This window comes from Geobacillus sp. ZGt-1, from assembly GCF_001026865.1.
In the GTDB taxonomy this organism is placed as follows: domain Bacteria; phylum Bacillota; class Bacilli; order Bacillales; family Anoxybacillaceae; genus Geobacillus; species Geobacillus thermoleovorans.
In genome coordinates this window covers 70,663-92,141 of record NZ_LDPD01000008.1, presented here as the reverse complement: position 1 = coordinate 92,141, position 21,479 = coordinate 70,663, and the positions used below count along the sequence as shown (strand labels likewise).

At 54.6% G+C, this 21,479-nt stretch carries 23 protein-coding genes, 1 pseudogene and 1 riboswitch; of the genes and pseudogenes, 10 read left to right on the top strand and 14 right to left on the bottom strand.

Annotation, left to right across the window (positions count from 1 at the left end; all coding sequences use genetic code 11):
- The 4 genes from VU18_RS18955 to VU18_RS02645 all read left to right on the top strand — a co-directional run.
- Positions 1–393: YheC/YheD family protein (locus VU18_RS18955; protein WP_047757623.1), on the top strand; the 393-nt coding region annotated here is incomplete at its 5' end.
- 6 nt (positions 394–399) lie between these two features.
- The gene (locus VU18_RS02655) at positions 400–1,485 is read left to right on the top strand and encodes a YheC/YheD family protein (RefSeq protein WP_042381800.1); all 1,086 of its coding nucleotides are present in this window, start codon (positions 400–402) and stop codon (positions 1,483–1,485) included.
- Positions 1,463–2,812, top strand: a complete 1,350-nt coding sequence (locus VU18_RS02650) for a YheC/YheD family protein (protein ID WP_011230140.1) — start codon at positions 1,463–1,465, stop codon at positions 2,810–2,812. Before VU18_RS02655 ends, VU18_RS02650 begins: the two co-directional genes overlap by 23 nt.
- Complete coding sequence (locus VU18_RS02645; RefSeq protein ID WP_011230139.1) at positions 2,806–3,972, top strand: YheC/YheD family protein; 1,167 nt, start codon at positions 2,806–2,808, stop codon at positions 3,970–3,972. Before VU18_RS02650 ends, VU18_RS02645 begins: the two co-directional genes overlap by 7 nt.
- Here VU18_RS02645 and VU18_RS02640 read toward each other — a convergent pair.
- Positions 3,932–4,333, bottom strand: a complete 402-nt coding sequence (locus VU18_RS02640) for a hypothetical protein (RefSeq protein WP_011230138.1) — start codon at positions 4,331–4,333, stop codon at positions 3,932–3,934. The two genes, VU18_RS02645 and VU18_RS02640, sit on opposite strands and share 41 nt — an antisense overlap.
- 115 nt (positions 4,334–4,448) lie before the next feature.
- Here VU18_RS02640 and VU18_RS02635 point away from each other — a divergent pair, with 115 nt between their 5' ends.
- The 4 genes and pseudogenes from VU18_RS02635 to VU18_RS18945 form a co-directional block, all read left to right on the top strand.
- Positions 4,449–4,637, top strand: coding sequence for a hypothetical protein (locus tag VU18_RS02635; RefSeq protein ID WP_011230137.1), 189 nt, complete (start codon positions 4,449–4,451; stop codon positions 4,635–4,637).
- Between the two features lie 239 nt (positions 4,638–4,876).
- Positions 4,877–5,767 (top strand): CdaR family transcriptional regulator, encoded by an 891-nt coding sequence (locus VU18_RS02630; RefSeq protein WP_011230136.1) that lies wholly within the window; start codon positions 4,877–4,879, stop codon positions 5,765–5,767.
- Positions 5,768–5,895: 128 nt separating this feature from the next.
- Positions 5,896–6,367: pseudogene (locus VU18_RS18950) on the top strand (ABC transporter ATP-binding protein); the annotation flags it as partial.
- Between the two features lies 1 nt (position 6,368).
- A partial coding sequence (locus tag VU18_RS18945) for an ABC transporter ATP-binding protein (RefSeq protein WP_236687258.1) occupies positions 6,369–7,008 on the top strand: 640 nt, incomplete at its 5' end.
- Between the two features lie 82 nt (positions 7,009–7,090).
- Here the strand turns inward: VU18_RS18945 and VU18_RS02620 are convergent.
- Entirely contained in the window at positions 7,091–7,333 is a 243-nt protein-coding gene (locus VU18_RS02620) for a hypothetical protein (RefSeq protein ID WP_011230134.1), read from the bottom strand.
- A gap of 289 nt (positions 7,334–7,622) precedes the next feature.
- Between VU18_RS02620 and VU18_RS02615 the strand changes: the two genes are divergently transcribed.
- On the top strand, positions 7,623–7,835 hold the full coding sequence (locus VU18_RS02615; RefSeq protein WP_011230133.1) for an alpha/beta-type small acid-soluble spore protein: 213 nt from the start codon (positions 7,623–7,625) through the stop codon (positions 7,833–7,835).
- 84 nt (positions 7,836–7,919) lie between these two features.
- On the opposite strand, the gene VU18_RS02610 is transcribed toward VU18_RS02615, so the two are convergent.
- The 10 genes from VU18_RS02610 to tenA form a co-directional block, all read right to left on the bottom strand.
- Positions 7,920–9,191, bottom strand: coding sequence for a hemolysin family protein (locus VU18_RS02610; protein WP_011230132.1), 1,272 nt, complete (start codon positions 9,189–9,191; stop codon positions 7,920–7,922).
- Between the two features lie 517 nt (positions 9,192–9,708).
- A complete protein-coding gene (locus tag VU18_RS02605; RefSeq protein WP_011230130.1) occupies positions 9,709–10,734 on the bottom strand; it encodes a thiazole biosynthesis adenylyltransferase ThiF in 1,026 nt (341 codons plus the stop codon).
- Entirely contained in the window at positions 10,731–11,498 is a 768-nt protein-coding gene (locus VU18_RS02600) for a thiazole synthase (RefSeq protein ID WP_013146257.1), read from the bottom strand. Before VU18_RS02600 ends, VU18_RS02605 begins: the two co-directional genes overlap by 4 nt.
- Before the next feature lie 2 nt (positions 11,499–11,500).
- On the bottom strand, positions 11,501–11,704 hold the full coding sequence (thiS, locus tag VU18_RS02595) for a sulfur carrier protein ThiS (protein WP_011230128.1): 204 nt from the start codon (positions 11,702–11,704) through the stop codon (positions 11,501–11,503).
- Positions 11,701–12,834: a glycine oxidase ThiO gene (gene thiO / locus VU18_RS02590; protein ID WP_011230127.1), complete on the bottom strand. Its 1,134-nt coding sequence runs from the start codon at positions 12,832–12,834 to the stop codon at positions 11,701–11,703. The genes thiS and thiO overlap by 4 nt, the downstream gene beginning before the upstream one ends.
- Positions 12,835–12,837: 3 nt before the next feature.
- Entirely contained in the window at positions 12,838–13,443 is a 606-nt protein-coding gene (gene tenI, locus VU18_RS02585; RefSeq protein WP_011230126.1) for a thiazole tautomerase TenI, read from the bottom strand.
- A 16-nt stretch (positions 13,444–13,459) separates the two neighbouring features.
- On the bottom strand, positions 13,460–14,242 hold the full coding sequence (locus VU18_RS02580) for an energy-coupling factor transporter transmembrane protein EcfT (protein ID WP_011230125.1): 783 nt from the start codon (positions 14,240–14,242) through the stop codon (positions 13,460–13,462).
- The gene (locus VU18_RS02575; protein WP_011230124.1) at positions 14,242–15,693 is read right to left on the bottom strand and encodes an ABC transporter ATP-binding protein; all 1,452 of its coding nucleotides are present in this window, start codon (positions 15,691–15,693) and stop codon (positions 14,242–14,244) included. The genes VU18_RS02580 and VU18_RS02575 overlap by 1 nt, the downstream gene beginning before the upstream one ends.
- 14 nt (positions 15,694–15,707) lie before the next feature.
- On the bottom strand, positions 15,708–16,298 hold the full coding sequence (locus tag VU18_RS02570) for an ECF transporter S component (RefSeq protein WP_011230123.1): 591 nt from the start codon (positions 16,296–16,298) through the stop codon (positions 15,708–15,710).
- Positions 16,299–16,321: 23 nt separating this feature from the next.
- Positions 16,322–17,005, bottom strand: a complete 684-nt coding sequence (gene tenA, locus VU18_RS02565; RefSeq protein ID WP_011230122.1) for a thiaminase II — start codon at positions 17,003–17,005, stop codon at positions 16,322–16,324.
- Between the two features lie 106 nt (positions 17,006–17,111).
- A riboswitch (TPP riboswitch) is annotated at positions 17,112–17,219 on the bottom strand.
- A 142-nt stretch (positions 17,220–17,361) separates the two neighbouring features.
- Here tenA and VU18_RS02560 point away from each other — a divergent pair.
- Positions 17,362–18,546, top strand: a complete 1,185-nt coding sequence (locus VU18_RS02560; protein ID WP_025038991.1) for a class I SAM-dependent rRNA methyltransferase — start codon at positions 17,362–17,364, stop codon at positions 18,544–18,546.
- 63 nt (positions 18,547–18,609) lie between these two features.
- Here VU18_RS02560 and VU18_RS02555 read toward each other — a convergent pair whose 3' ends face one another.
- Both VU18_RS02555 and VU18_RS02545 read right to left on the bottom strand, forming a co-directional pair.
- Complete coding sequence (locus VU18_RS02555; RefSeq protein ID WP_014194966.1) at positions 18,610–19,815, bottom strand: MFS transporter; 1,206 nt, start codon at positions 19,813–19,815, stop codon at positions 18,610–18,612.
- A 273-nt stretch (positions 19,816–20,088) separates the two neighbouring features.
- Positions 20,089–21,479, bottom strand: a 1,391-nt coding sequence (locus VU18_RS02545) for an alpha-glucosidase (protein WP_047757598.1), incomplete at its 5' end; no start/stop codon positions are given.

The following is a 21,479-nucleotide window of genomic DNA, read 5'->3' as shown; positions in this document are numbered from 1 at the left end:
CGCGCCCGCCACAATGATTGGCGCGTCACTTCCGCCGTCGCCCGCGTAGCGCCGCCCGATCAGTTTGTCGCTAACCTTGCCCGCGGCGGAGAACTGATGGCGGTCAATGATGTCTTGCGGAAGTGGTATACGAGAGCTGACGCGTTCCAGCAAAAACAGCTTCTGAAAGAAATCGCACTGGAATCCGCCGCCGTTCTCGCCTCGGAAGCGGAGGGACTGTATGGAGAGTTTGGCGTTGATCTTGCCATTGACATCCATGGCCAGCCGTGGATCATCGAGGTGAATACGAAGCCGTCGAAACAGACGGATATGGCCGCTTCCTACCAATCGGTCCGCCCGTCGGCGAAGGCGATCATCGACTATAGTTTGACATTGATGGAGGAAAAGGAGTGAACCGTTTTGCTTTCACTCGGTTTTGTCACCCTTGACGAACAGCAAGACCACACGTATTGCACTGAGGTGGCGAAATGCGCCAGACGCTACGGCATTTCCGTCTGCCGCTTTTCGCCGCTTGGCATCGATCCGCAGACGGAAAACGTCCGCGGCTTTCTCTTTCAAGAGGAAACGAACGAATGGACAAACGCCGTCTTTGCCATTCCGCCATTTTTATATGACCGCTGCTTTTACGGCAATGATGAGCGGTCCAAAAAAGCAAAACCGATTATGAACTGGTTGAAGCAGCGGCCTGACCTCACGTTTTTAGGCTATGGCCTGCCGGGCAAATGGGACGTATATGAAGCGCTCTCCTCTCACCCGCTCTTGTCCGCATACGTGCCTCCGACTGTCCGGCTTGAGCGCGCCGATGATGTGCTTGCGCTTCTCCGCCGCGAACAAGCCGCCATCGCCAAGCCGGTGCACGGCTCCGGAGGACGCGGTATTTGCATCTTTCAAAAGAAAGGGAAGGCGCTGTCCGTCCAAGACAGTCACGGTCAAGAACAGGCCGTCATTGCCCGCCGAAGCGAGCTGGAACAGCTCCTCGCCTCTTGGAGCCGCCGCGGCGAGTATGTCCTGCAGCCATTGCTTCAGCTATCGACCCCGGAGGGTGAACCGTTTGACCTCCGCATTCTTTTGCAAAAGGATGAAAACGGACGCTGGGTGGAGCGGGTGCGGGCCGTGCGAGTCGGCCGACCGGGGGTATGGGTGGCCAACGTCCGCGCCGGCGCGGACATTCGTCCGTTTTCCGAGTGGCTCGACCGCCTTTCCTCTTCAAAACGTCTCTTCGTGCTCGATGGCGTTGAGACGATCATCCGCACGCTGCCAGTTTATATGGATCACACGTTCGGTCCTTTGTTTGAAATCGGCTTGGATCTTGGTGCAACCGACAACGGGGCGGTGTGGATTTTGGATGTCAATTCCAAGCCGGGGAGAAAAGTGGCGCATCTTCTGCCCCCGGAGCAACAAAACGAACTGTACGAAGCGCCGCTTCGGTATTGCTTGTTTTTGGCCAGAGGAGGAAAAGCCAATGACCTACACGTTGATCATTGACGAACAACAAACAAATACGGTGATTCTTCCCGCCACGCTCCAAGCATCTAGGCAAACATCAGCCGCGTTCGGCAGCCTTGTCACCCCATGCCGGGTCATTTCTTCCCCCCGTCTTGTCGACCGTGTGATTGTGGCGCATGACGTTGCCCGATGCTTGTCGATCCCATTTGCCGCTGACGTTCATGTCTTTTTGACCGATGAAGCTGTTCACTTCGGGCCGCTTGTCGGCATTTTGACCGCCGGATTCACAAAGTCGCTCCACCGCCCGGTCGGCAGCCGGAGCTTCTTTTTTGCCAAGTTGCTGGCGCAAGAAAAGCAAGTCGGCGGATTTGCCTTTTTGTTTGGCGCGCCCCATATTGACTGGGAAAACGGCATGACGAACGGCTATTTTTACACAGAGCGCGGCTGGGAACGCCATACGGTGCCGTTGCCGAATGTCGTTTACAACCGGCTGCCAAACCGGCGCGTCGAAAAGGAGGAAACGTTTCAAACGATGACGAAGACGCTGCAAACCACCTACGGCATCCCGATCTTTAACGGGTGTTTTTTCAACAAATGGGACATTTACCGCCGGCTCGCTGCCCATCCGAAGGCGCAGCCGTATTTGCCGGCGACGTCCGCCCACGTGACGCAGCACACCATTGAGCAGTTTCTTGCCCGCTACCGTGAAGCGTACATCAAGCCGGCCGACGGCAGCCTCGGCCGCGGCATTTATCATTTAGCGAAAAAAAACGCCTATGAATGCCGGTTCCGCGATGAAAGCGGAGAAATACAAACAGTGCTGTTTCCCACCGCCATGGCGGTGTGGCATCATTTGCTCGCCCATGCGCCGCTTCACCGCTATGTCATCCAACAAGCGGTTCCGCTTCTTGCCGTCAACGGCCGACCGGCTGATTTCCGCGTTCACGTTAACAAAAACGAACACGGCATATGGCAAGTGAGCGCCATCGCCGCCAAAATCGCTGGAAAACAAAGCATCACGACCCATATGAACAGCGGAGGCATCGTCAAAACGCTGGAAGAAATTTTCCCGGATGCCGCCGAGCGCGAAATCATGCTCGCCCGTCTTTCTGACGCCGCCCTTACGCTCAGCCGTTGCCTTGATGAAGCATCAGAAACGTTGATCGGCGAAATCGGTTTTGACCTTGGTGTTGACCAACAAGGAAGGATTTGGATGTTTGAAGCCAATTCCAAACCCGGACGGTCGATTTTTAAGCATCCAAAATTAAAGGACGCAGACGAACGAACAGCGCGGTTGCCGCTCGCTTACGCCGTCCACCTCAGCAAAACAGCCATCACCGAACCCGAGGCGCTTTGGCCATGCTGACGATCGGCTACCGTCCTGACACCGGCGAGTGGGTGTGCAACAGTCCGGGCGGCCCTTATCGATTCGGCAGCGGCTGGGTTGCTCCCGCCGCTGTCCTTCCCGATCTCGTCTTTCCCGTCCGCGAGCAAGATGGACGGGTGGGACCGCTCGTCGGCGTGCTGATCAGCGCCTCGTCCCTTTCCGCTTTGCTGGCTGGGAAAAAGCCGTGGCTTGAAACCGTCATCCGCTCCATCCACAAAGCCGGCGGCATCTCCGTCGTCAGTGCGGCCGCCGGCATCGGAGAGAAAACGGTCTCCGGATATCTATTCGTTCCGACGCTTCATCGTTTCATCGAAGCGGCCGCTCCACTGCCCGATGTCGTCTACAATCGAGTAAAAAGCCGCGAAGAAGAAGAAAGCGAGCCGTTTCAAACGGCGGCTGCCCAGTTGAGCGCCCATGGCGTTCCACTTGTCAACCGCTCTTTTTTCCGCAAATCGGACGTTTATGACGCGCTGCGGTCCGACCGCCGGCTCTGGCCGCATCTATTGCCGACGGCGCCTGTCCAAACAGCGACCGATCTTCGCGCTTGGCTCCGCCAATACAGCTGCATTTACTTGAAGCGGGATGACGGCGCCAGAGGAATGGGGCTGTTTCGTCTCACCGCCTTGTCAGAGACGGAAGCCATTTGCGAATATCCGGGCGGCCAAAAACGGTTCTGCTCGCTCGATGCGCTCGCATCACTCATTCAGTCCGGCCGCTACATCGCCCAAGCATTGGCTGAAACGGACGAGTGGAATGGACGCCGCTACGATTTGCGCGTGCTCGCCCATTGGCACAACGGCCGCCATACGATCACCGGCATCGGTGTTCGTTCGGCCGACGTCGAGTCAGTGACGACCCATGTGTTTCATGGCGGAACCATCCTCCCGTACAAAGAAGTCAAGGAACGCATCGATGAAGCGGCGCTCGAGCGGCTTATTGCCTTGAGCGGCGCACGCCTTGGCGAACGGTTTGGCTTTGTCGGCGAGTTTTCCGCCGACATCGGCGTCGGAAGCGAACAGCAGCTTTACATTTATGAAATCAACGCCAAGCCGATGGTGTTTGATGAGCCGGAGATTGAGGCACGGCGGCTTGAGAGGCTCAATCAGCTGTTTGCCGAGCTCGCTCATCGTACGCCATAGCTAGAAACTGGCCGCTGTAGCGAAGCGCCTGGCGGAACACAGCATCAACCGCTTGTTTGGCGGCTCCATTTAAGCTTTGGCAGACGTTCTGGCATAACATCGCTTTTTCCCACTCAGCCGCCGCCATGGCTTGCAAGAGATCACAACGAGGTGCGCCTGCTTTGCTTTGCTCTCTTTCCGCTCGACCGTCGGCGTTAGCCCCAGCAACTAAATAATGCACGTATTGCCAAAGTTTACGCTGCCGCTCGGCTTCAGCCAAATAGACCGCCCATGCCTCATCCGTTTCCATCTCAGCGAGCTGCCGGGCTTTTTCTTCCGCCGCGGCGGTTGTTTCGAGCAATTTTTTGATCAGCATGATCATCGCGTGCCGCCCCTTTCTTCCCGCTTGTCCTCTTTCATCCATATGAATGGCATGGATAGCGTATGCCTCTTTTGGACAAACTTTAGGAAAAACGATGAGAGGAAGGAGCGAGATGATGGAACGAAATGAAGCCGAGCGCCGGGATTCATTGTACGAAGGACGCGATGAATACTATATGGACATCGACCGCATGATCAACGAAGGGATGGCCGGAGGTGCTGTGTACGGCCACGGCGATGACGTCAACATTGAGGAAGCGCGCGATCTTGTCAAAGAAGAGCCGCCGTACGAAGCCGGCCAGTAAACGGAGCCGATTTTCCCGCCTCGGGAAAGTCGGCCTTTTGTTTTATGAAGCCTCTCCGCTAATGCGTTAGGCAGGGATCGTTCGAAACGACCGCTGTTGGCCAAGCCGCCCGTTCATCCTGCGGCTTTCCCGCTTTCATCCATTGTCTTTCTTTCCATTCGCGGAGATTTGGTATAATGAAAACAACGCCGATTCCTCTTCGGCGTGACATCATCCTTGACGGAAAGTGGTGCGCCGCGATGCTAAAAGAGCTCGAATCGCTTTATGAAGGGGACATCGTCATCAACGGTCAGCCGGAACACCCCGAAGATTACGAATGGTTTTATACCGCCGATGGCGATGAGATCGGCATCGCCAAGCATCGATTGACAGAGCAGGAGCGGCGATTGCTGGCGCTTTTTTTCACCCCCGCCGAGCGCCGACGCGAACCGGAAAGCGAAGAGGAGCGGGCATGGAAACGATGGATGGCAACCGGCGACCCAGCCGCGCTCGCTCGGCTCGCTGCTCCGTATTGCCGGTTCATTCATTTTACAGCCAGCCGGCCGATCGCCAACAAAGAGGAGTTTGCTGACGCTGTTCGCGGCTTATTTTCCTCCCCGGTTGCCATCGTCTGGGAACAAGATCGGCGCGGGCTGATCGTCGAAGCGAAACAAAAGCGGACGACGGAGCCGCCTTCGTTAGCGGACATGGCTGAGGCGCTCGCCGCTGATTTTTATACTGCCATTCATTTATTGATCGGCCCAATCCGCTCCGTCGATGAACGGCTATATGAATCGTTTCTCCTTGAAAAAGAGTGTTTTTCCGCCGCTCGGCGCTTTTGGCCGAAACGAACGGTGTACGAATGGGAAGACGTCATTCCGCTTCCGCTCTTTGAAGAAGGAGCAGTCAGTGAGAAAGCCCGCCGGACCCTCTCGTTTCTTGACGGATTCGACGAGGAGGAAGTGCGGGCGATGGAGACGTTTTTGCAATGCAACTTAAACGTCTCGATGGCAGCGAAAAAGCTGTATATGCACCGCAATAGTTTGCAATATCGAATCGATAAATGGACGGAGCAAACTGGTGTTGACATCAAACGGTTCAAAGGGGCGGCAGCCGTCTATTTGGCTATCTTGCACCGGCGCCGTTCGTAATCCCCCGCTTTTTTGTCATGTCGCCGAAAATCGGCGGCATTTTTTGTGCACCTCGTCCATTTACGAATGTTCCTATTTTTCTATACACTAATGGCAAGAAAACGATTTCGGCGATGAGGAGGATGGTTATGGCAGAACTCATTCTTGATCATATTTACAAAATTTACGACAACAATGTGGTCGCCGTCAAAGACTTCAATTTACATATTCAAGACAAAGAGTTTATCGTATTTGTCGGCCCGTCCGGCTGCGGCAAATCCACCACGTTGCGGATGATCGCCGGCCTTGAGGAAATTTCCAAAGGCGATCTTTACATCGACGGCAAACGAATGAACGATGTGCCGCCGAAAGACCGCGACATCGCCATGGTGTTCCAAAACTACGCTCTGTATCCACATATGAGCGTCTATGACAACATGGCGTTCGGTTTAAAACTGCGCAAATTCCCGAAAGCGGAAATTGACAAACGCGTCCGCGAGGCGGCGCGCATTCTTGGGCTCGAGCAATATTTGGACCGCAAACCGAAAGCGCTCTCCGGCGGGCAGCGGCAGCGCGTGGCATTGGGACGGGCCATCGTCCGCGATGCAAAAGTGTTTTTAANGGACGAGCCGCTCTCGAACTTGGATGCGAAACTGCGGGTGCAAATGCGCTCAGAGATCGCGAAGCTCCATCAGCGCTTGGAAACGACGACCATTTACGTCACCCACGACCAAACGGAAGCCATGACAATGGCCACCCGTCTTGTCGTCATGAAAGACGGCGTCATCCAGCAAGTCGGGACGCCGCGCGAGGTATACGAAAAACCGGAAAACATTTTTGTCGGCGGCTTTATCGGTTCACCGGCCATGAACTTCCTTCGTGGAACGCTGCAAGACGGCAAGTTTGTCGTCGGCCAAACATCGTTTGGCATTCCGGAAGGAAAAATGAAAGTGTTGCGTGAGCAAGGGTATGTCGGCAAGGAAGTGATTTTAGGCATTCGTCCGGAAGACATTCACGACGAACCGCTCTTCCTTGAAGCATCTCCGGCGACGAAAGTTACCGCTCTCGTCGAAGTCGCCGAGCTGCTTGGCGCTGAATCGATGATCTATTTTAGCATCGACAACCAAGAATTGGTCGCTCGCATCGACGCCCGCACGGAAATCAAGCCGGGCCACCGGATTGACCTGGCGCTTGATATGAACAAAGCGCATTTCTTTGACGTTGAAACGGAACGGCGCATCCGGGCGGCGGATGAAAAGTAACCCCCCATTGTTGTTCATATAGATTCATTCGAAGGCGTTCCGAAAAAACGGAACGCCTTTCCTTTCCACTCCATCAACAGCCTTATTCCTTGATAAAACGCACTTCCTCCTCATGGCAAGTCGGACAGTAAAACAAATGAACACATTCATGATTCGTATACGTGCGCAAATAGCCGTCGACAAGCTTCATGACGTCCGCATCCATGTACGGGCTGTAGTCATCGAAATAATCTGTAACTTTCCCATGATCTTCCATTGGTTGCCGGCAGTAGCTGCAATACACCGTCACCCGGCGCAACCCGTTGCACAGCGGGCATACATTCATGCTGCTTCCTCCTCTAAGATGTTCCTTATCTTTACATATTCCCTAATGGTGACGGCGGTAAAACGTTAAAAATTCCCATATTCTCACCATGCATAACAGGCAAAAAACGTCCCAAACTATGAGTACCGCCAGCGAAATCACCCATCCGTTGCAACAGGGACGCTGGCGAAGCCAAAGGCGGGTGGGCCGGTGGGTTCAGCCAAGCTTGGCACACGCCTTGCAGCGTGAAGTGTTGGTGCAAATCCAACCACCCCAACCATCAAAAATTTTTAAGAGGAGATGATCAACGATGGCACGCAACAATAACAACAACCAACTGTTAGTCGCTGGTGCTCAACAAGCCATTGATCAAATGAAGTACGAAATCGCCCAAGAATTTGGTGTGAACCTCGGCGCTGACACGACTTCTCGCGCGAACGGTTCGGTCGGCGGCGAAATTACGAAACGTCTTGTCGCCATGGCTCAGCAACAACTTGGGGGCCAATTCGGAAACATTCAATAACCGCCTTAACGAACAACTTCATATAGATGGCAAACGCCCCGGGCAGTCAGCCCGGGGCGCTTTCATATGGGAACGGGGAGCGAATCAGGCGCCTCCCGCCTGCTCGGCAAGCGGTTGGCTCAATGAGACAAGCACTTTGCGAATGCGCCGATTGTCGACTTGGCGGACGGTGAACGTCAGCGATCCATATTGCAACGTTTCGCCGACTGCTGGAATACGCTCAAACATCTCAAAAATCCAACCACCCAACGTATGCGATTCGCTCCTTGGCACGTCGATGTTCATCACTTCGCAAAATTCATCCAGCGGCAGTTCGGCGCTGAACTCGAAGCTGTGCTCGTCGATTTGGCGCACCGTTTTCACCGCTTCATCATGCTCATCCCATATTTCGCCGACAATTTGCTCGAGAATATCTTCGAGCGTAATGAGTCCAGCGGTGCCGCCAAACTCGTCGACGACGATCGCCATATGCACTTTGCTTTTTTGCAGCTCCGGCAGAAGATCCGACACTTTCATGGACTCGACAACGAACAACGGCTGGCGCAACAAATCGCGGATGCGCACCTCCCGCTTTTGCACAAGCTCGCTGAAAAAGTCGCTTTCCGACAAAATGCCGATCACGTTGTCAATATCCCCTTCATAGACCGGGATGCGGGAATATTTCTCTTCCAAAAACACGTCGCGAATCTCTTCAATCGGCTGGTTCACTTCCACCGCCACCATATCAGCACGCGGCGTGAAAATTTCTCCGACCAAAATTTCATCAAAATCGAGCGAACGTTGGATCAATTCTTTTTCTTTGTTGTCGATGACCCCTTCTTCTTCACTCAGCTCAACCATCACTTTAATATCTTCCTCCGTCACAGCCGGCACAGCCACCCCATTGGCGAACCTCTTGGCGATTCGATCTTTTAAGGCTTGGAGCGACGCCGTAACCGGCGTCATCAACTTCATCAGCCCATAGGCAAGGCCGGCGTATCGGATGGCGAGCTGCTCCGCATGCTCTTTCGCCATCGATTTTGGCAAAATTTCACCGAAGACGACAAATAATACGGTCATCACCGCCAGCGTGGCAAACAAGCCCATCTGTTCCCCAAGCAACGAAACGGCAATGTCCGTAAAGAGCACGACCGTCACGACGCTGGTGAGGCGGTTGGCCACAGCAAGCGCCAACAACACGCGGTCAAGCTGACCGATCACCGCTTGGAGACGCTTATTGTGCAGATGCTCTTCCGCATAATGCCGCAACCGTGCCTTGCTTGCCGAAGAAAACGCGGCTTCTGCTGAAGCGAACAGTGCATTGGCGAGCAGGGAGAGGAAAAACCACCCGAACAACCTTAACGGCCACTCTTCCAATGAATCTTCACACTCCTATGGATGGTGACTATGTTATTCATATCCATTTTTCCGCCGAATCATGCTTTTGACACTCCACACGGCTAACTCGTTCGCGAATCTGTAAAAGCCACACTTGCCGCGCTAAGCGGAAACAAAGCGATGCGACCGGCAGCAGCCGTTTTCGCTCTTCCTATCTTAAATATAACAAATTTTTCGCCAACTGACTATAGCTGGCGAGTTGTCCTTCCATATAAATCCAGACAACCAAAAAGAAAAATGCGCCGGATGAACCGAGGCGCATCATGATTCAAGCCAACAGGAACCAATCAAATACACAAGAACAAGCAATGAGGCAATGTTGAATGTCACCGACCACTCGGCCATTCGTCTTCCCCTCCCTTTTCTTCCCCTCTTTCATCGTACCATATTGCCGGCGGGAAAAGCAGGGAGGAGAAGGGTGTCTTTTTGACAGTTTGATGAACAAAACAAGGGCGTCCTCCCATCAATGGACGCCCTTATTTCATTTTCCCTCGTTTCAACCTAAATAGCGGTAATAGATCGCCTTTGCCTCCTGCACGTCTTTCGTGCCGTGCACAAGCGCACGGCCGTCGCGAAAGACAACCAATCGCTTGTCGCCGAGCGAAACGGAGACAAGATACGGGTTCGCTTCCGCTTGAAGCCCTTGGCGGCGAAACAGCTCCGCCAATTCATTCAAGTCGTACTGGCGCGGGGCAGGCGGACGGATTTGCACAGAATCGCGCCCGCACAAGACGGCAGTCTTCGTCCGTTGTTCATAGGAAAGAAACGGATAAGATGGATGACGTCCGCACGTCGGGCAACCGTCCTTTTTCACCCCGTCAATGCGAATGGAGGCGTATTCGTTCGTCCAAAGGTCAAACGAAACGAGCTTGCCGCGGAGCGCCGACCAGTCCTCCACTAAAATTTTTAACGCCTCAGCCATCTGATAGCTGACAACCATTTGCACCGCTGGGCTGATAATGCCGGCCGTATCGCACGTCAATCCCCCTTGCGGCACCGTTTCAAGCAAGCAATACAAACAAGGCGTGCGGTTCGGAATGAAGGCGCAGCTTAAACCGTAACTGCCGACACAAGCGCCATAAATCCACGGAATGTTGTACTTGTAGGCAACGTCATTGATGACAAGGCGCGTATCAAAATTATCTGTCGCATCGATCCATAAGTCAGGGCGTTGCTTGAGGGCGATCGTTTCCAATTCTTCTGGGCCGGCGTCGCCGACAATGGCCTCGATCTCAACCTCGCTGTTGATTTGTTCAAGGCGCCGTTTGGCGGCGATCGCCTTTGGCAGCCGCTCCTTCGCATCCGCTTCGCTGTACAGTTGCTGGCGTTGCAAATTGCTCCATTCGACGTAATCGCGGTCAATGATTGTCAATTTGCCGATGCCGGCGCGAACGAGCGCTTCGGCGTTGCCTGTGCCGAGCGCTCCGGCGCCGACTAACACGACATGCTTTCCCCGTATTTTCTTTTGCCCTTCCTCGCCAATCGGTGCAAATAGTTGCTGCCGGGAATACCGTTCGTTCAAACAACACTCATTCCTTCCGTTGGACTGCTCGCTGACGCGTACCGTTTTTTCGGGATGCGTCCGGCTTCATAGCCGAGCCGGCCCGCTTCCACCGCCAGCTTCATCGCTTTCGCCATTTTCACTGGATCGGCCGCGCCGGAAACAGCGGTGTTCAAGAGCACCCCATCCGCGCCAAGCTCCATCGCCAGCGCCGCGTCCGCCGGTCCACCGATGCCGGCGTCGACAATGACCGGCACGTTCGCCTGCTCAATGATAAAGCTCAAATTGAGCGGATTGATGATGCCTTGCCCAGACCCGATCGGCGAGGCGCCCGGCATGATCGCATGGCAGCCAAGCTCCTCTAGCCGCTTCGCCAGCACGACATCATCGGATGTGTACGGCAACACGATAAACCCTTCCTCAAGCAGCATTTCCGCCGCTTTCAACGTCTCGATCGGGTCTGGGAGGAGCGTTTTGTCGCAGCCGATCACTTCTACTTTTATCATATCACACAATCCGGATGCCTTGGCGAGTCGGGCGATGCGCACCGCTTCTTCGGCCGTTTTCGCCCCGGCGGTGTTCGGCAAAAGCTTATATTTGCTTAAATCGAGCTGCTCTAAAAAGTTCGGCTGCTCCGGGGAAAAGATGTTCATCCGCCGGACGGCGAACGTTAAAATTTCCGCCCCTGATGCTTCCACCGCTTCTTTTTGCACGTCCAAGCTCGGATATTTGCCCGTGCCGAGCAACAGCCGCGAAGAAAATTCATATGGGCCAATTTTCAACATCATCAACCGCCTCCTACAAAATGAACGATTTCCACGCGATCACCATCGCATAGCACCGTCGTCCCATACTCATGTTTTTGGATGATGCGGACATTGACTTCGACGATGCAAAGCTTGTTCTCAAGCCGGAAATGGGCAAGCAAATCGCCCACCGTTTTCACCTCGTCGGGCACGGCGACCGTCTCCCCGTTAATCACTAACGTCATTCCACCCCCACCTTTCCGATATGGCGTGTCAACGAAAATGGCGCAAGATCAAACGCCGTCTCTTTCCGCTCCACTAAGTCGGCGACAAGCAGACCGGTCAATGGGCTGAGCAAAATGCCGTTCCGGTAATGTCCGGCAGCGACGAATAAGCCGCGCCGCTCCGGATGCTCGCCTAGATAAGGCAAGCCGTCTTCGGTCTGCGGCCGAATGCCGCTCCATGATGCCACCCATTCCGCCTGTTCGATGTCCGGAACAAGGTGGGCGGCGCGGTGAAGCAAGTTCATCACCCCACCGGCCGATACACGTCGATCGAACGTGCCGGGCGTGGACGTCGCTCCGATGAGCAGCCGGTTTCCTGATTTCGGAACGATGTAGCAGCCGTTTTTCGCAAATACAGTCGTTTGCAACAACGGAACCGGGGCGCGCACCATGACGCATTCTCCTTTGACCGGATAAACGGAAAGCGAAAGCCCGACCCGCGCGCCGAGCCGCGCCGCCCAAGCGCCGGAAGCGATGACGACCGCCTCGGCGGCAAACGTCCCGCCTGTTGTGTCTAACACATGCCCACTGCTGTCGGAACGGATGTCGAACACTTCCGTATACTCGTACAGACAAGCGCCGGCGGAGGCGGCGGCATAGGCAAGAGCGGCGGCCAAATCCGGAGCGCTCACTTGCCCATCGCCAGGGATGTACATCGCGCCGGCAAGCGCTTCCGCCGCAAGACGCGGCTCCATTTCAAGCGCCTCCCCTTTCGTGAGCCACTGCACCGGTTCGCCTATGCCCCGCCAAAATGTATAATGGCGATAGAGATCGTCTGCTTCCTCTTCCGTTGTCGCTAGTTTGATCAATCCTTTTTCGACAAGGCCGATATCGATGCCGGTCCTCTCCCTCAGCTCTTCAGCCAAGGCCGGCATGAGAGCTCGGCTTTGCAAGGCAAGCGGCACAAGCGGGCTTGACGTCGAAAACTCGGATTGCGCCCCAAGCATGCCGGCTGCCGCGCTTGACGCCCCGCTTCCCATCGTTCCTTTTTCAAAAATGGCGACGCGATGCCGCCGCTTGGCGAGCTCAAAACCGATGGCCGCCCCAATCACCCCGCCGCCGACGATCGCGACGTCATACCGATGCGTCATCCCCTATCCCCTCCCTTTCACGATGTCTGCCAGCCGTTTAGCCTCAGCAACGGGGTCAGCAGCGAAAAAAACAGCCGACAATACTGCCACCCCGGCTGCGCCCGCTTCCAGCACCCGACGAGCGTTGCCGGCGTGAATGCCGCCAATGGCGATGACTGGAATGGACACGGCGGCCGCGATTTCCGCAAGCGAGTCCAGACCGCGCGGCGGCAAACCGGGCTTGCTGTCCGTCGGAAAAATATGGCCATACAAACAAAAGTGAGCGCCATCCTGTTCGGCCTGTTTCGCCTCCTCCGACCCGTGCACCGAGCAACCAACCGTCAAGTCCGGAAACGAGCGGCGGACGGCGCGCACCGGCAGGCTGTGATAAGCAAGCTGCACACCTTTGACACCGTAGACAGCGGCGACATCAACCCGGTCATTGACGATGATTTTTTGCAGCGGCACCCCGACGCGAAGCAGTGCCGCGACAAACGCCGCCACTTCACGCGCCGTCTTCCCTTTTTCGCGAATATGAATCAGGTCGGCATACGGATGGGTGTGCGCACAAATCGCGGCAAATTCGTCAACCGTCTGACGCCCGGTGGAAACGAAATGGAGAACCCCCATCGCCATCCCTTTCTTTCTACCGTACATCGCTTATAGAAATATACGGATAATGAACACCGACATAGTAGGCGGCGAACATCAAAGCGGCAAACAAGGCGACAAGCCAAATATCATATTTGCCGAACCCGATTTCATAATAAAACGTGCGCCGCCCGCTGCCGGAAAATTGTTTCGCTTCCATCGCCACGGCGATGCGCTGGGCGCGGCGGATGCTTTGCGACAACAGCGGAATGGCGTAGCGCTTCACTTTGCTGAGGACGCCCTTATTCGGCACGCCGCGCACTGTTAACGCATAGCGGATCGCCTGAAACTCTTCAAGCATAATCGGCAATAGGCGAACGGCCGCCAAAAAACTGTACGCATACTTTGGCTTCAGTCTCAACTGCTGCATGAGCGAATAAAACAACGGAACCGGCCGGGTCGTCAGCGAAAAAATCAATCCGAGAAGCCCAAGCGCCAAAGCGCGAAACCCGATGTGCACCCCGCGCCAAAAACTTTCCGCTGTAACATGGATGAGCCCCCAGCGAACCCATGTCGTCGTTCCCTCGCCAAACATCATCATCGATGAAGCCGTCGAAACAAACACGAGGAAAAACGGCAAAAACAGCCAAAACAACACATTCGCCGGATAGCCGGTGCCAAAGCAAAACAAAACGAAGAGAGCGAGCGAAACGTTAATCAGCACGTTCGGGTTATGAATGAACAAGACAGCGAAAAAGAGCACGACAAGCACAATGAGCTTCAAACTCGGGTTCGTCTCATGAAGCCATGTCTCGCGGCAGCGAACCTCCCATTTCATCACCCTGCCCCACCTTCCGCCAACACCGGCTCTCGGATGTCAAGCCGTTCGTCCCGAACGAGCGCCCCATCTTCAATCACCCACTGTCTCGTCGCAAAGCGGCGGACGATTTGTTCGTCATGTGTAACCATCATGATCGCCGCCCCTTGTTCACGGTATGCTTCAAGCATTTCGAGCAACGCGAACGTATTTTTTGCATCTTGCCCAAATGTCGGCTCATCAAGCAAAAAGAGGCGCTGGCCGGCGACGATCGAAGCGGCGACGCTCAACCGCCGCTTTTGTCCGACCGACAGTTGGTACGGGTGCTGGTCTTGCTGCTCAACAAGGTCAAATTCACGCAACAGACGGTCGACGATTCCCTCAATTTCCTCTTTCGGCCGCCCCTCAAGCCGAAGCGAGTAGGCGAGCTCTTCGCGAACGGAATGGGCGACAAATTGCCATTCCGGATTTTGGAAAACAAACGCAATATGGCGGTAAAGCGGGTGTTGCCGCTTGATGTCGGCGCCTAGCAGCATATACTCTCCGTCCGTGCGGATGAGTTGCATAAGCGCGTGCAGCAACGTGCTTTTACCGGCGCCGTTTTTTCCGGTGACGGCAATCCATTCGCCGGCGTGCACCGTTGCTTCAGGAACATAGATTTTCGCCTCCCGGCCGCGGAACCCGCGAAAACGGGCGAGGCGAAGAAGCTCCTCGCCTCGATGGCGATTTCGCCGCCTTGCCGTCCGGTCATAGTCATCCCAGACGCCTGGATACCAAATCCCTTCAGCGGCAATGACGTCTTTATAGTCGGAAAACACCGCCTTCGCCTCGCCGTCGGCGATGATGCGCCCATCGCGGCCGAACAAGACAATGCGATCCACAAAGTCGAGCACATGGTCAATTTTATGCTCGACGATGATGACCGTTTTGCCGCGGCCCACCTGCTTCACCGTTTGCCATACCGCCTTCGTCCCTTCTTCATCAAGCAGCGCCGTCGGCTCATCCAAAAACAAGACATCCGGCTCAAGCGCCAGCACCGAAGCAAGAGCCAATCGCTGCTTCATTCCACCGGAAAGCGTATGAATATCCGTATGCGGAGCGATCTCCAAACCGACTTGGTTCAGCAGGGCACGGATGCGGACGGGCATCTCGTGGCGCGGCACGCTTCGATTTTCGAGGGCAAAAGCGATTTCCTCGTCCGCATACGGCATGCAAAATTGAGCATCAGGATCTTGGAAAACATAGCCCCACCGTTCCGGCCGCTTAAGGCGCTCCGCTTTCATCGGCACATCGATCGAGCGGGGAATGATGCCAGCCATCACTTGCAATAATGTCGACTTGCCGCATCCGGACGGACCAAGGAGGAGCACTTTCTCCCCCTCGGCAATCGAAAGCGACAAGTCGCGAAACAGCAGCCCGTCGCTCCCGGGAAATTTCAGGCGCAGCCGATCAATCGCAATTGCTTGTTTCATCGCCATTCGCCGCCTTACCGGTTCAATGCATCGTAATCGTCTTTCGAGGCCGGCCGCCACATTTGCGTCACTCCGGTTTTTTCGAGCGCTTTCGCCAATGAAACAGCAAGCACGCCGGAGATGAGGATGGCGCCGATAAAACGCGCCAGCAAAAAGAGCGCCATATTCCATGGGGCGAGCGCCTCAATATAGCCTTTGTAAAAGTCCATGATGAGCGAGCCAATCGTCGCCCCGACCGCGCCGAGCGATACAACGAACGTATCAAAGCGCCGATAGCGGAAGGCGGCAAAGACGAGCTCGGCCAACAGCCCTTGAACGACCCCGTAAATGAGCACTTCAAGCCCCCATTGCGATCCCATGATCAGCTCGCCGGACGAAGCCGCAATCTCCGCGAGCAACGCCACCCCTGGCTTGCGAATGAGCAAATAAGCGAGCGAGGAGGCGATAAACCACATGCCGTAAATGAATTGATCGAGATGAAACCCTACTGCTCCCACCGCGCTATATAGCGGTCCCCATAATTTGTAAATAACGCCAAACACAATCGCAATGACGATCGTCGTTAAAATATCCACCAATCTTAACCCTTTTGTCTTCACTTCCATCCTGTTCTCCTCCTTGTCTCACGTCAACGGCTCGCCGCCAATTCAGCCGACGGCCACTGCTCAAGCCGATACGCCATCTCCCAAAACTCGTACTCATATTCGCTGCTGATGAGGAAATGCCGCTTCATCCGATGGCGATCCTCTTCGGTGACCTCGTCAGCGATGTCGTCAAGCCGCGCGATTTGCTCTTCCACAAGCGAGCGGAACCAGTCCGAACTGTAGGTGCCGATCCATTTTTCATAAATCGGATCGTTCGGGCGGCACGTTTTCAAGCGCTCGCCAATTTCGTAATACAGCCAGTAGCACGGCAAAATGGCGGCGATAACATCACCGAGATGCCCTTCGTACGCCGCGCGGTACATGTGCGACGTATAGGCGTACGCCGTCGGCGCCGGAATGAACGCCGCCCTTTCCTCTTCTGTAATGCCCAAGAGCTCGGCGAACGTTTCATGCAGAGACAGCTCGGCTTCGCACGTGCTTTGTGCATGGTGCGCCAACCGGGCTGTCGTCGCCAAATCCGGCGATTTCGCCGCCCCGATCGCCTGCACGCGGGCAAAATGGCGCAAATAATAGGCATCTTGCATCACGTAATAGCGAAACTTCTCGCGCGCAAGCGTCCCTTGGCCAAGCTCCTGAACAAACGGATGGCGGAAACTCGCCTGCCAGATCGGATCGGCCGCTTGGCGCAATTGTTTGGCAAATGACATTCGTTTTCCCCCTTTTTGGCAAAATAAAAACGCCGCTTCCTTTGCCGATTGGCGTAAAGAAAGCGGCGTGGGCATGCGACGTTGGCAAGGCAAAGCCTAGCCTTGCTGTGCTGCTCCTCCACTTCCCTACGCTGGCATTACCCAGATCAGGTGCTAAGGGTCTCAAAGGCACACTTTGATCTCAGCCTTTCTAAAGGCCCCCCTAGTGGATGATGGTGCAATTTTCAGTTTTCTTTACACTTAATCATACCATGGCACGAACGATTGTCAATCTTTTTTTCTCCGACGTTGCGCTATGCGTTGCAATCCGCTATGATGGAAACGCAGCAATTGACGACGGAATGGGAGTGGAAACGATGGCGAAGGTCATCCTGAAAAGAGAACGGAAAAAACGGCTTGAGCAAGGGCATCCATGGATTTTTCAAAGTGAAGTTGACCGCATCGAAGGCGATGCTGCGCCGGGCGACTTCGTTGACGTTTACAATCATCAAGGGTATTGGCTGGCGAAAGGATATATCAACCCCGCTTCGCAAATCATCGTCCGCGTCTTGACGCAAAACCCAAACGATGAACTCGATGAGCGCTTTTTCATCGACCGCATCCGTCAGGCGTGGGCGTACCGTGAACGGATGATTCCCGGCGTTCGCTCCTGCCGCGCCGTCTATGGCGAAGCCGACTTTTTGCCCGGATTGATCGTCGACAAATATGAAGATGTGCTTGTTGTGCAAATTTTGGCGCTCGGCATGGAAAGGCGGAAAGACTGGATTTTGCGCGGCTTGCTTGACGTGTTTGCCCCAAGGGCCATTTATTTGCGCAACGATGTGTCCGTTCGGGAGCTTGAGGGTCTCAAACAAGAAAAAGGCTTTTGGTACGGGGAAGCGGAAACGGAAATCGAAATCGAGGAAAACGGCGTGAAATACATCGTCGATATTGAAAACGGACAAAAAACAGGCTTTTTCTTCGACCAACGGCAAAACCGCGCCGCTCTTCGTCCGCTCATCGGTCCGGAGACAACCGTGCTCGACTGCTTCACCCATACCGGCTCGTTTATGCTAAACGCTTGTCTGTATGGGGCAAAACATGCTACTGCCGTCGATATTTCTGAACATGCCATCGAAACAGCGAAACGGAACGCCGCGTTAAACGGATTCACGAACGTTGAATTTGTCGTCGCCAACGCCTTCGACTATTTGCGCGAATCGGTGCGCGCCGGCAAACAGTGGGATGTCGTCATCATCGACCCGCCGGCGTTCGCGAAATCGGCCCATGCCGTCCCGAAGGCGCTGCGCGGCTATAAAGACATTAACTTAAACGGATTGAAGCTTGTCAAAGACGGCGGCTTTTTCGTCACATCAAGCTGCTCGTACCACGTCCGCCCGCACCTATTTCAAGAGATGATCGCTGATGCGGCATTTGACGCGAAAAAAGTGCTGCGCCAAGTATATTGGAACGGCGCCGGCTACGACCACCCGAAACTCCTTGCCGCGGAAGAAGGCGACTACTTAAAATTCGCCATTTACGAAGTGCATTCCCGGCGGTGACGAGCCGCACTCAAAGGCCGTTTCGATGCGCCGCTGGGCAGAAAAAACGCCTAGGGGTTATCCCTAAGCGTTTTTTCGTTCCCTGGGGCGAAGCGATTGTTCTTTATGCAAGACCGACAGATAGACAAGCATCGAAAGGAGCACCGAACCGCTAGCAGCTAAATAAATGCTCGGATAGCCGAACCAATGGCTGATTTGGCCAAACACCATCGCCCCAACGCCAACGCCTAAATCAAAAAAGGAGAAAAATGTCGCGTTCGCCATTCCCTTGCGGTGGGCAGGGGCCCGCTCGACGGACCACGCCTGCAGCCCGGGCTGCACCATGCCAAAGCCGAAACCGTACAGCACCGCCGCCAAAAGCAACGCCCATTCTCCCGGCAGCCAAGCGAGAAGAAGCATCGCCAGCAAAATAAGCCCCGCACCAGGGAGAAAGACGGCCCGATGCCCTTTTCGGTCATACAACTGGCCAGCGAACGTTCGCGTCACCATCAAGGCAAGCGCATAAAGCAAAAAGTACAGCTGCAGGCCGCCGATCTGCTTTTGCGCCGTATATAGAGGCAAGAATGAGGCGATGCCGCCGAACGTCACCGTCAAGAAAAACAACAGCACCGACGGAGTTAAAGCGCTTTTTTCGTACAAATCCCATCTGTTCGCCCCTTTGCCATGCACGGCTTCCACTTTTTTATACGTGATCGCGGCGGCAAACAGCACCGAAGCGACTCCAAGCGCCGCACAAATGGCAAACAGATGGCTAAACGGAATCATAGCGGCAAGCACAAGTCCAAGCGACGGACCAAACGCCAAGGCGATATTTCCGGACAGCCCGTAATAGCCCATTCCTTCCCCGCGGCGGCTCGCTGGAATGATGTCCGTCGCCACCGTTCCGGAAGCGGTTGTTGAAAACCCCCAGCCGATTCCTTGGACGACCCGCATCAAAAAGAGAAGGAAAATGCTTGAGATCAAGCTGTAGGAACCGACAGAAATGACAAAAATGAGAAGACCCAATAAAAACACAAACCGGCGCCCTTTCGTCTCAAGCGCATGGCCGGCGAACGGACGGACGATGAGCGCCGAAAACGTAAACACACCAACGACAACGCCAATCAGCTGATCGTTGCCGCCCAAATGCTCGACAAACAGCGGAATGGTCGGCAGCGTCATTTGAAACCCAAGAAACACAAAAAAATTGGCCAAACAAATCAAAACGAAATCTTTCGTCCATATTTTTTCTTTTTGTTCTGCAATAAGCGGCTGCTGCTCCGCTCCCATACCGATCCCCCTTGCGAACTATGTATTTCGTGTCCCTTAATATTTGTTAGTATAACATAATCATATGCCGCCGTTTAAGCAAAATGTGATTTCACCGTTCTCCCGGCAGGATGACGCCAAAAAAGCCCCGCCCAGCCGGCGGTTTCCCGGGTGTTGTTTGCGCAGCATCATCCTTCTATTATGCATGAAGAAAAAAGCCGCCGAAGAATCGGCAGCCTTTACCATCCTTTCCGTATTCATTGATTCATTCAACACGGAAAGGCAAATTCCTCCTTATTCTTTCCAGATGTATACGCGCGCCTCGTACGGCTTCAGCTTAAAACGCGTCGCATTTTTATGCGGACGGACCGGGTAGTTCGAAAGCGCCAAATCGCTTGACTGAAGGCGGAAGCCGTCATAGCGGTAAAGCGAAGGCCGATCGGATACGTTGACAATGACAAGCGCCCGATCGCGGCCAAGCGTTCTTGTGTACGCGTAAATGGATGGGTGATTTTCCAAAAGCAGATCGTACGTTCCGTAAACAAACAGCTCGTTCGCTTTCCGAAGCTGAATCATTTGTCGATAAAACGACCATACTGAGTTCGGATCGCGCCGCTCGGCTTCAACATTAATCGTACGATAGTTTTCGTTCACCTTGATCCATGGCGTGCCAGTCGTAAACCCTGCGTTCGGGGCATCAGACCATTGCATCGGGGTGCGCGAGTTGTCGCGCCCGGTTTTCCAAATGATCTTCATCACTTCCTCATGCGTCCGGCCGTTCGCCCGTTCGAGCTCATACAGACGCAAGGCAGCGACATCGCGGTAGTCGCGAATGTCGGAGAATTGCACGTTCGTCATCCCGATCTCTTGCCCTTGGTAAATGAACGGCGTCCCTTGCATAAAAAAGTAGAGCGCGCCAAGCGCCTTCGCGCTCTCCGCCCAATACTCGCCGTCATTTCCCCATGTCGACACCGATCGAGGCAAGTCGTGGTTTTCCAAAAAGAGCGCGTTCCACCCACGGTTTTCCAATCCTTTTTGCCATTTCGTCAACGTCCGCTTCAGCCGGCGGACATCGATCGAACCATCGGCTTTCCTTTTCCAAAGCCCTAAATGCTCGAACTGAAAAATCATATGAAACACGCCGTTTTCTTCCCCGACCCATTGTTCAGCCTCATCAACCGTTACTCCGTTCGCCTCGCCGACCGTCATAATGTCATATCGTGCAAACGTTTGCTCTTTCAACTCTCGCAAATACTCCATAATCCCTGGCTGGTTCATGTGCGCAGCAAATGACGGCACGTACTTCAGCCCCTTCGGATTTGGCAAGTCGGGAAGACCCGGCTTTTTCTTAATGTGGGAAATCGCGTCGATGCGAAAGCCGTCGATGCCTTTATCCAACCACCAGTTGATCATGTCATACAGCGCTTGGCGCACCTCGCTGTTTTCCCAGTTCAAATCGGGCTGTTTCACATCGAAAAGATGCAAATAGTACTGCCCCGTCCGCTCGTCATACTGCCACGCCGAGCCGCCGAAAATGCTTTCCCAGTTGTTCGGTTCGCGCCCGTCTTTGCCATCGCGCCAAATGTACCAGTCGCGCTTCGGATTGTCCCGCGATGACCGCGATTCGATAAACCACGGATGCTCATCACTCGTATGATTGATGACCAAATCCAAAATGACTTTCA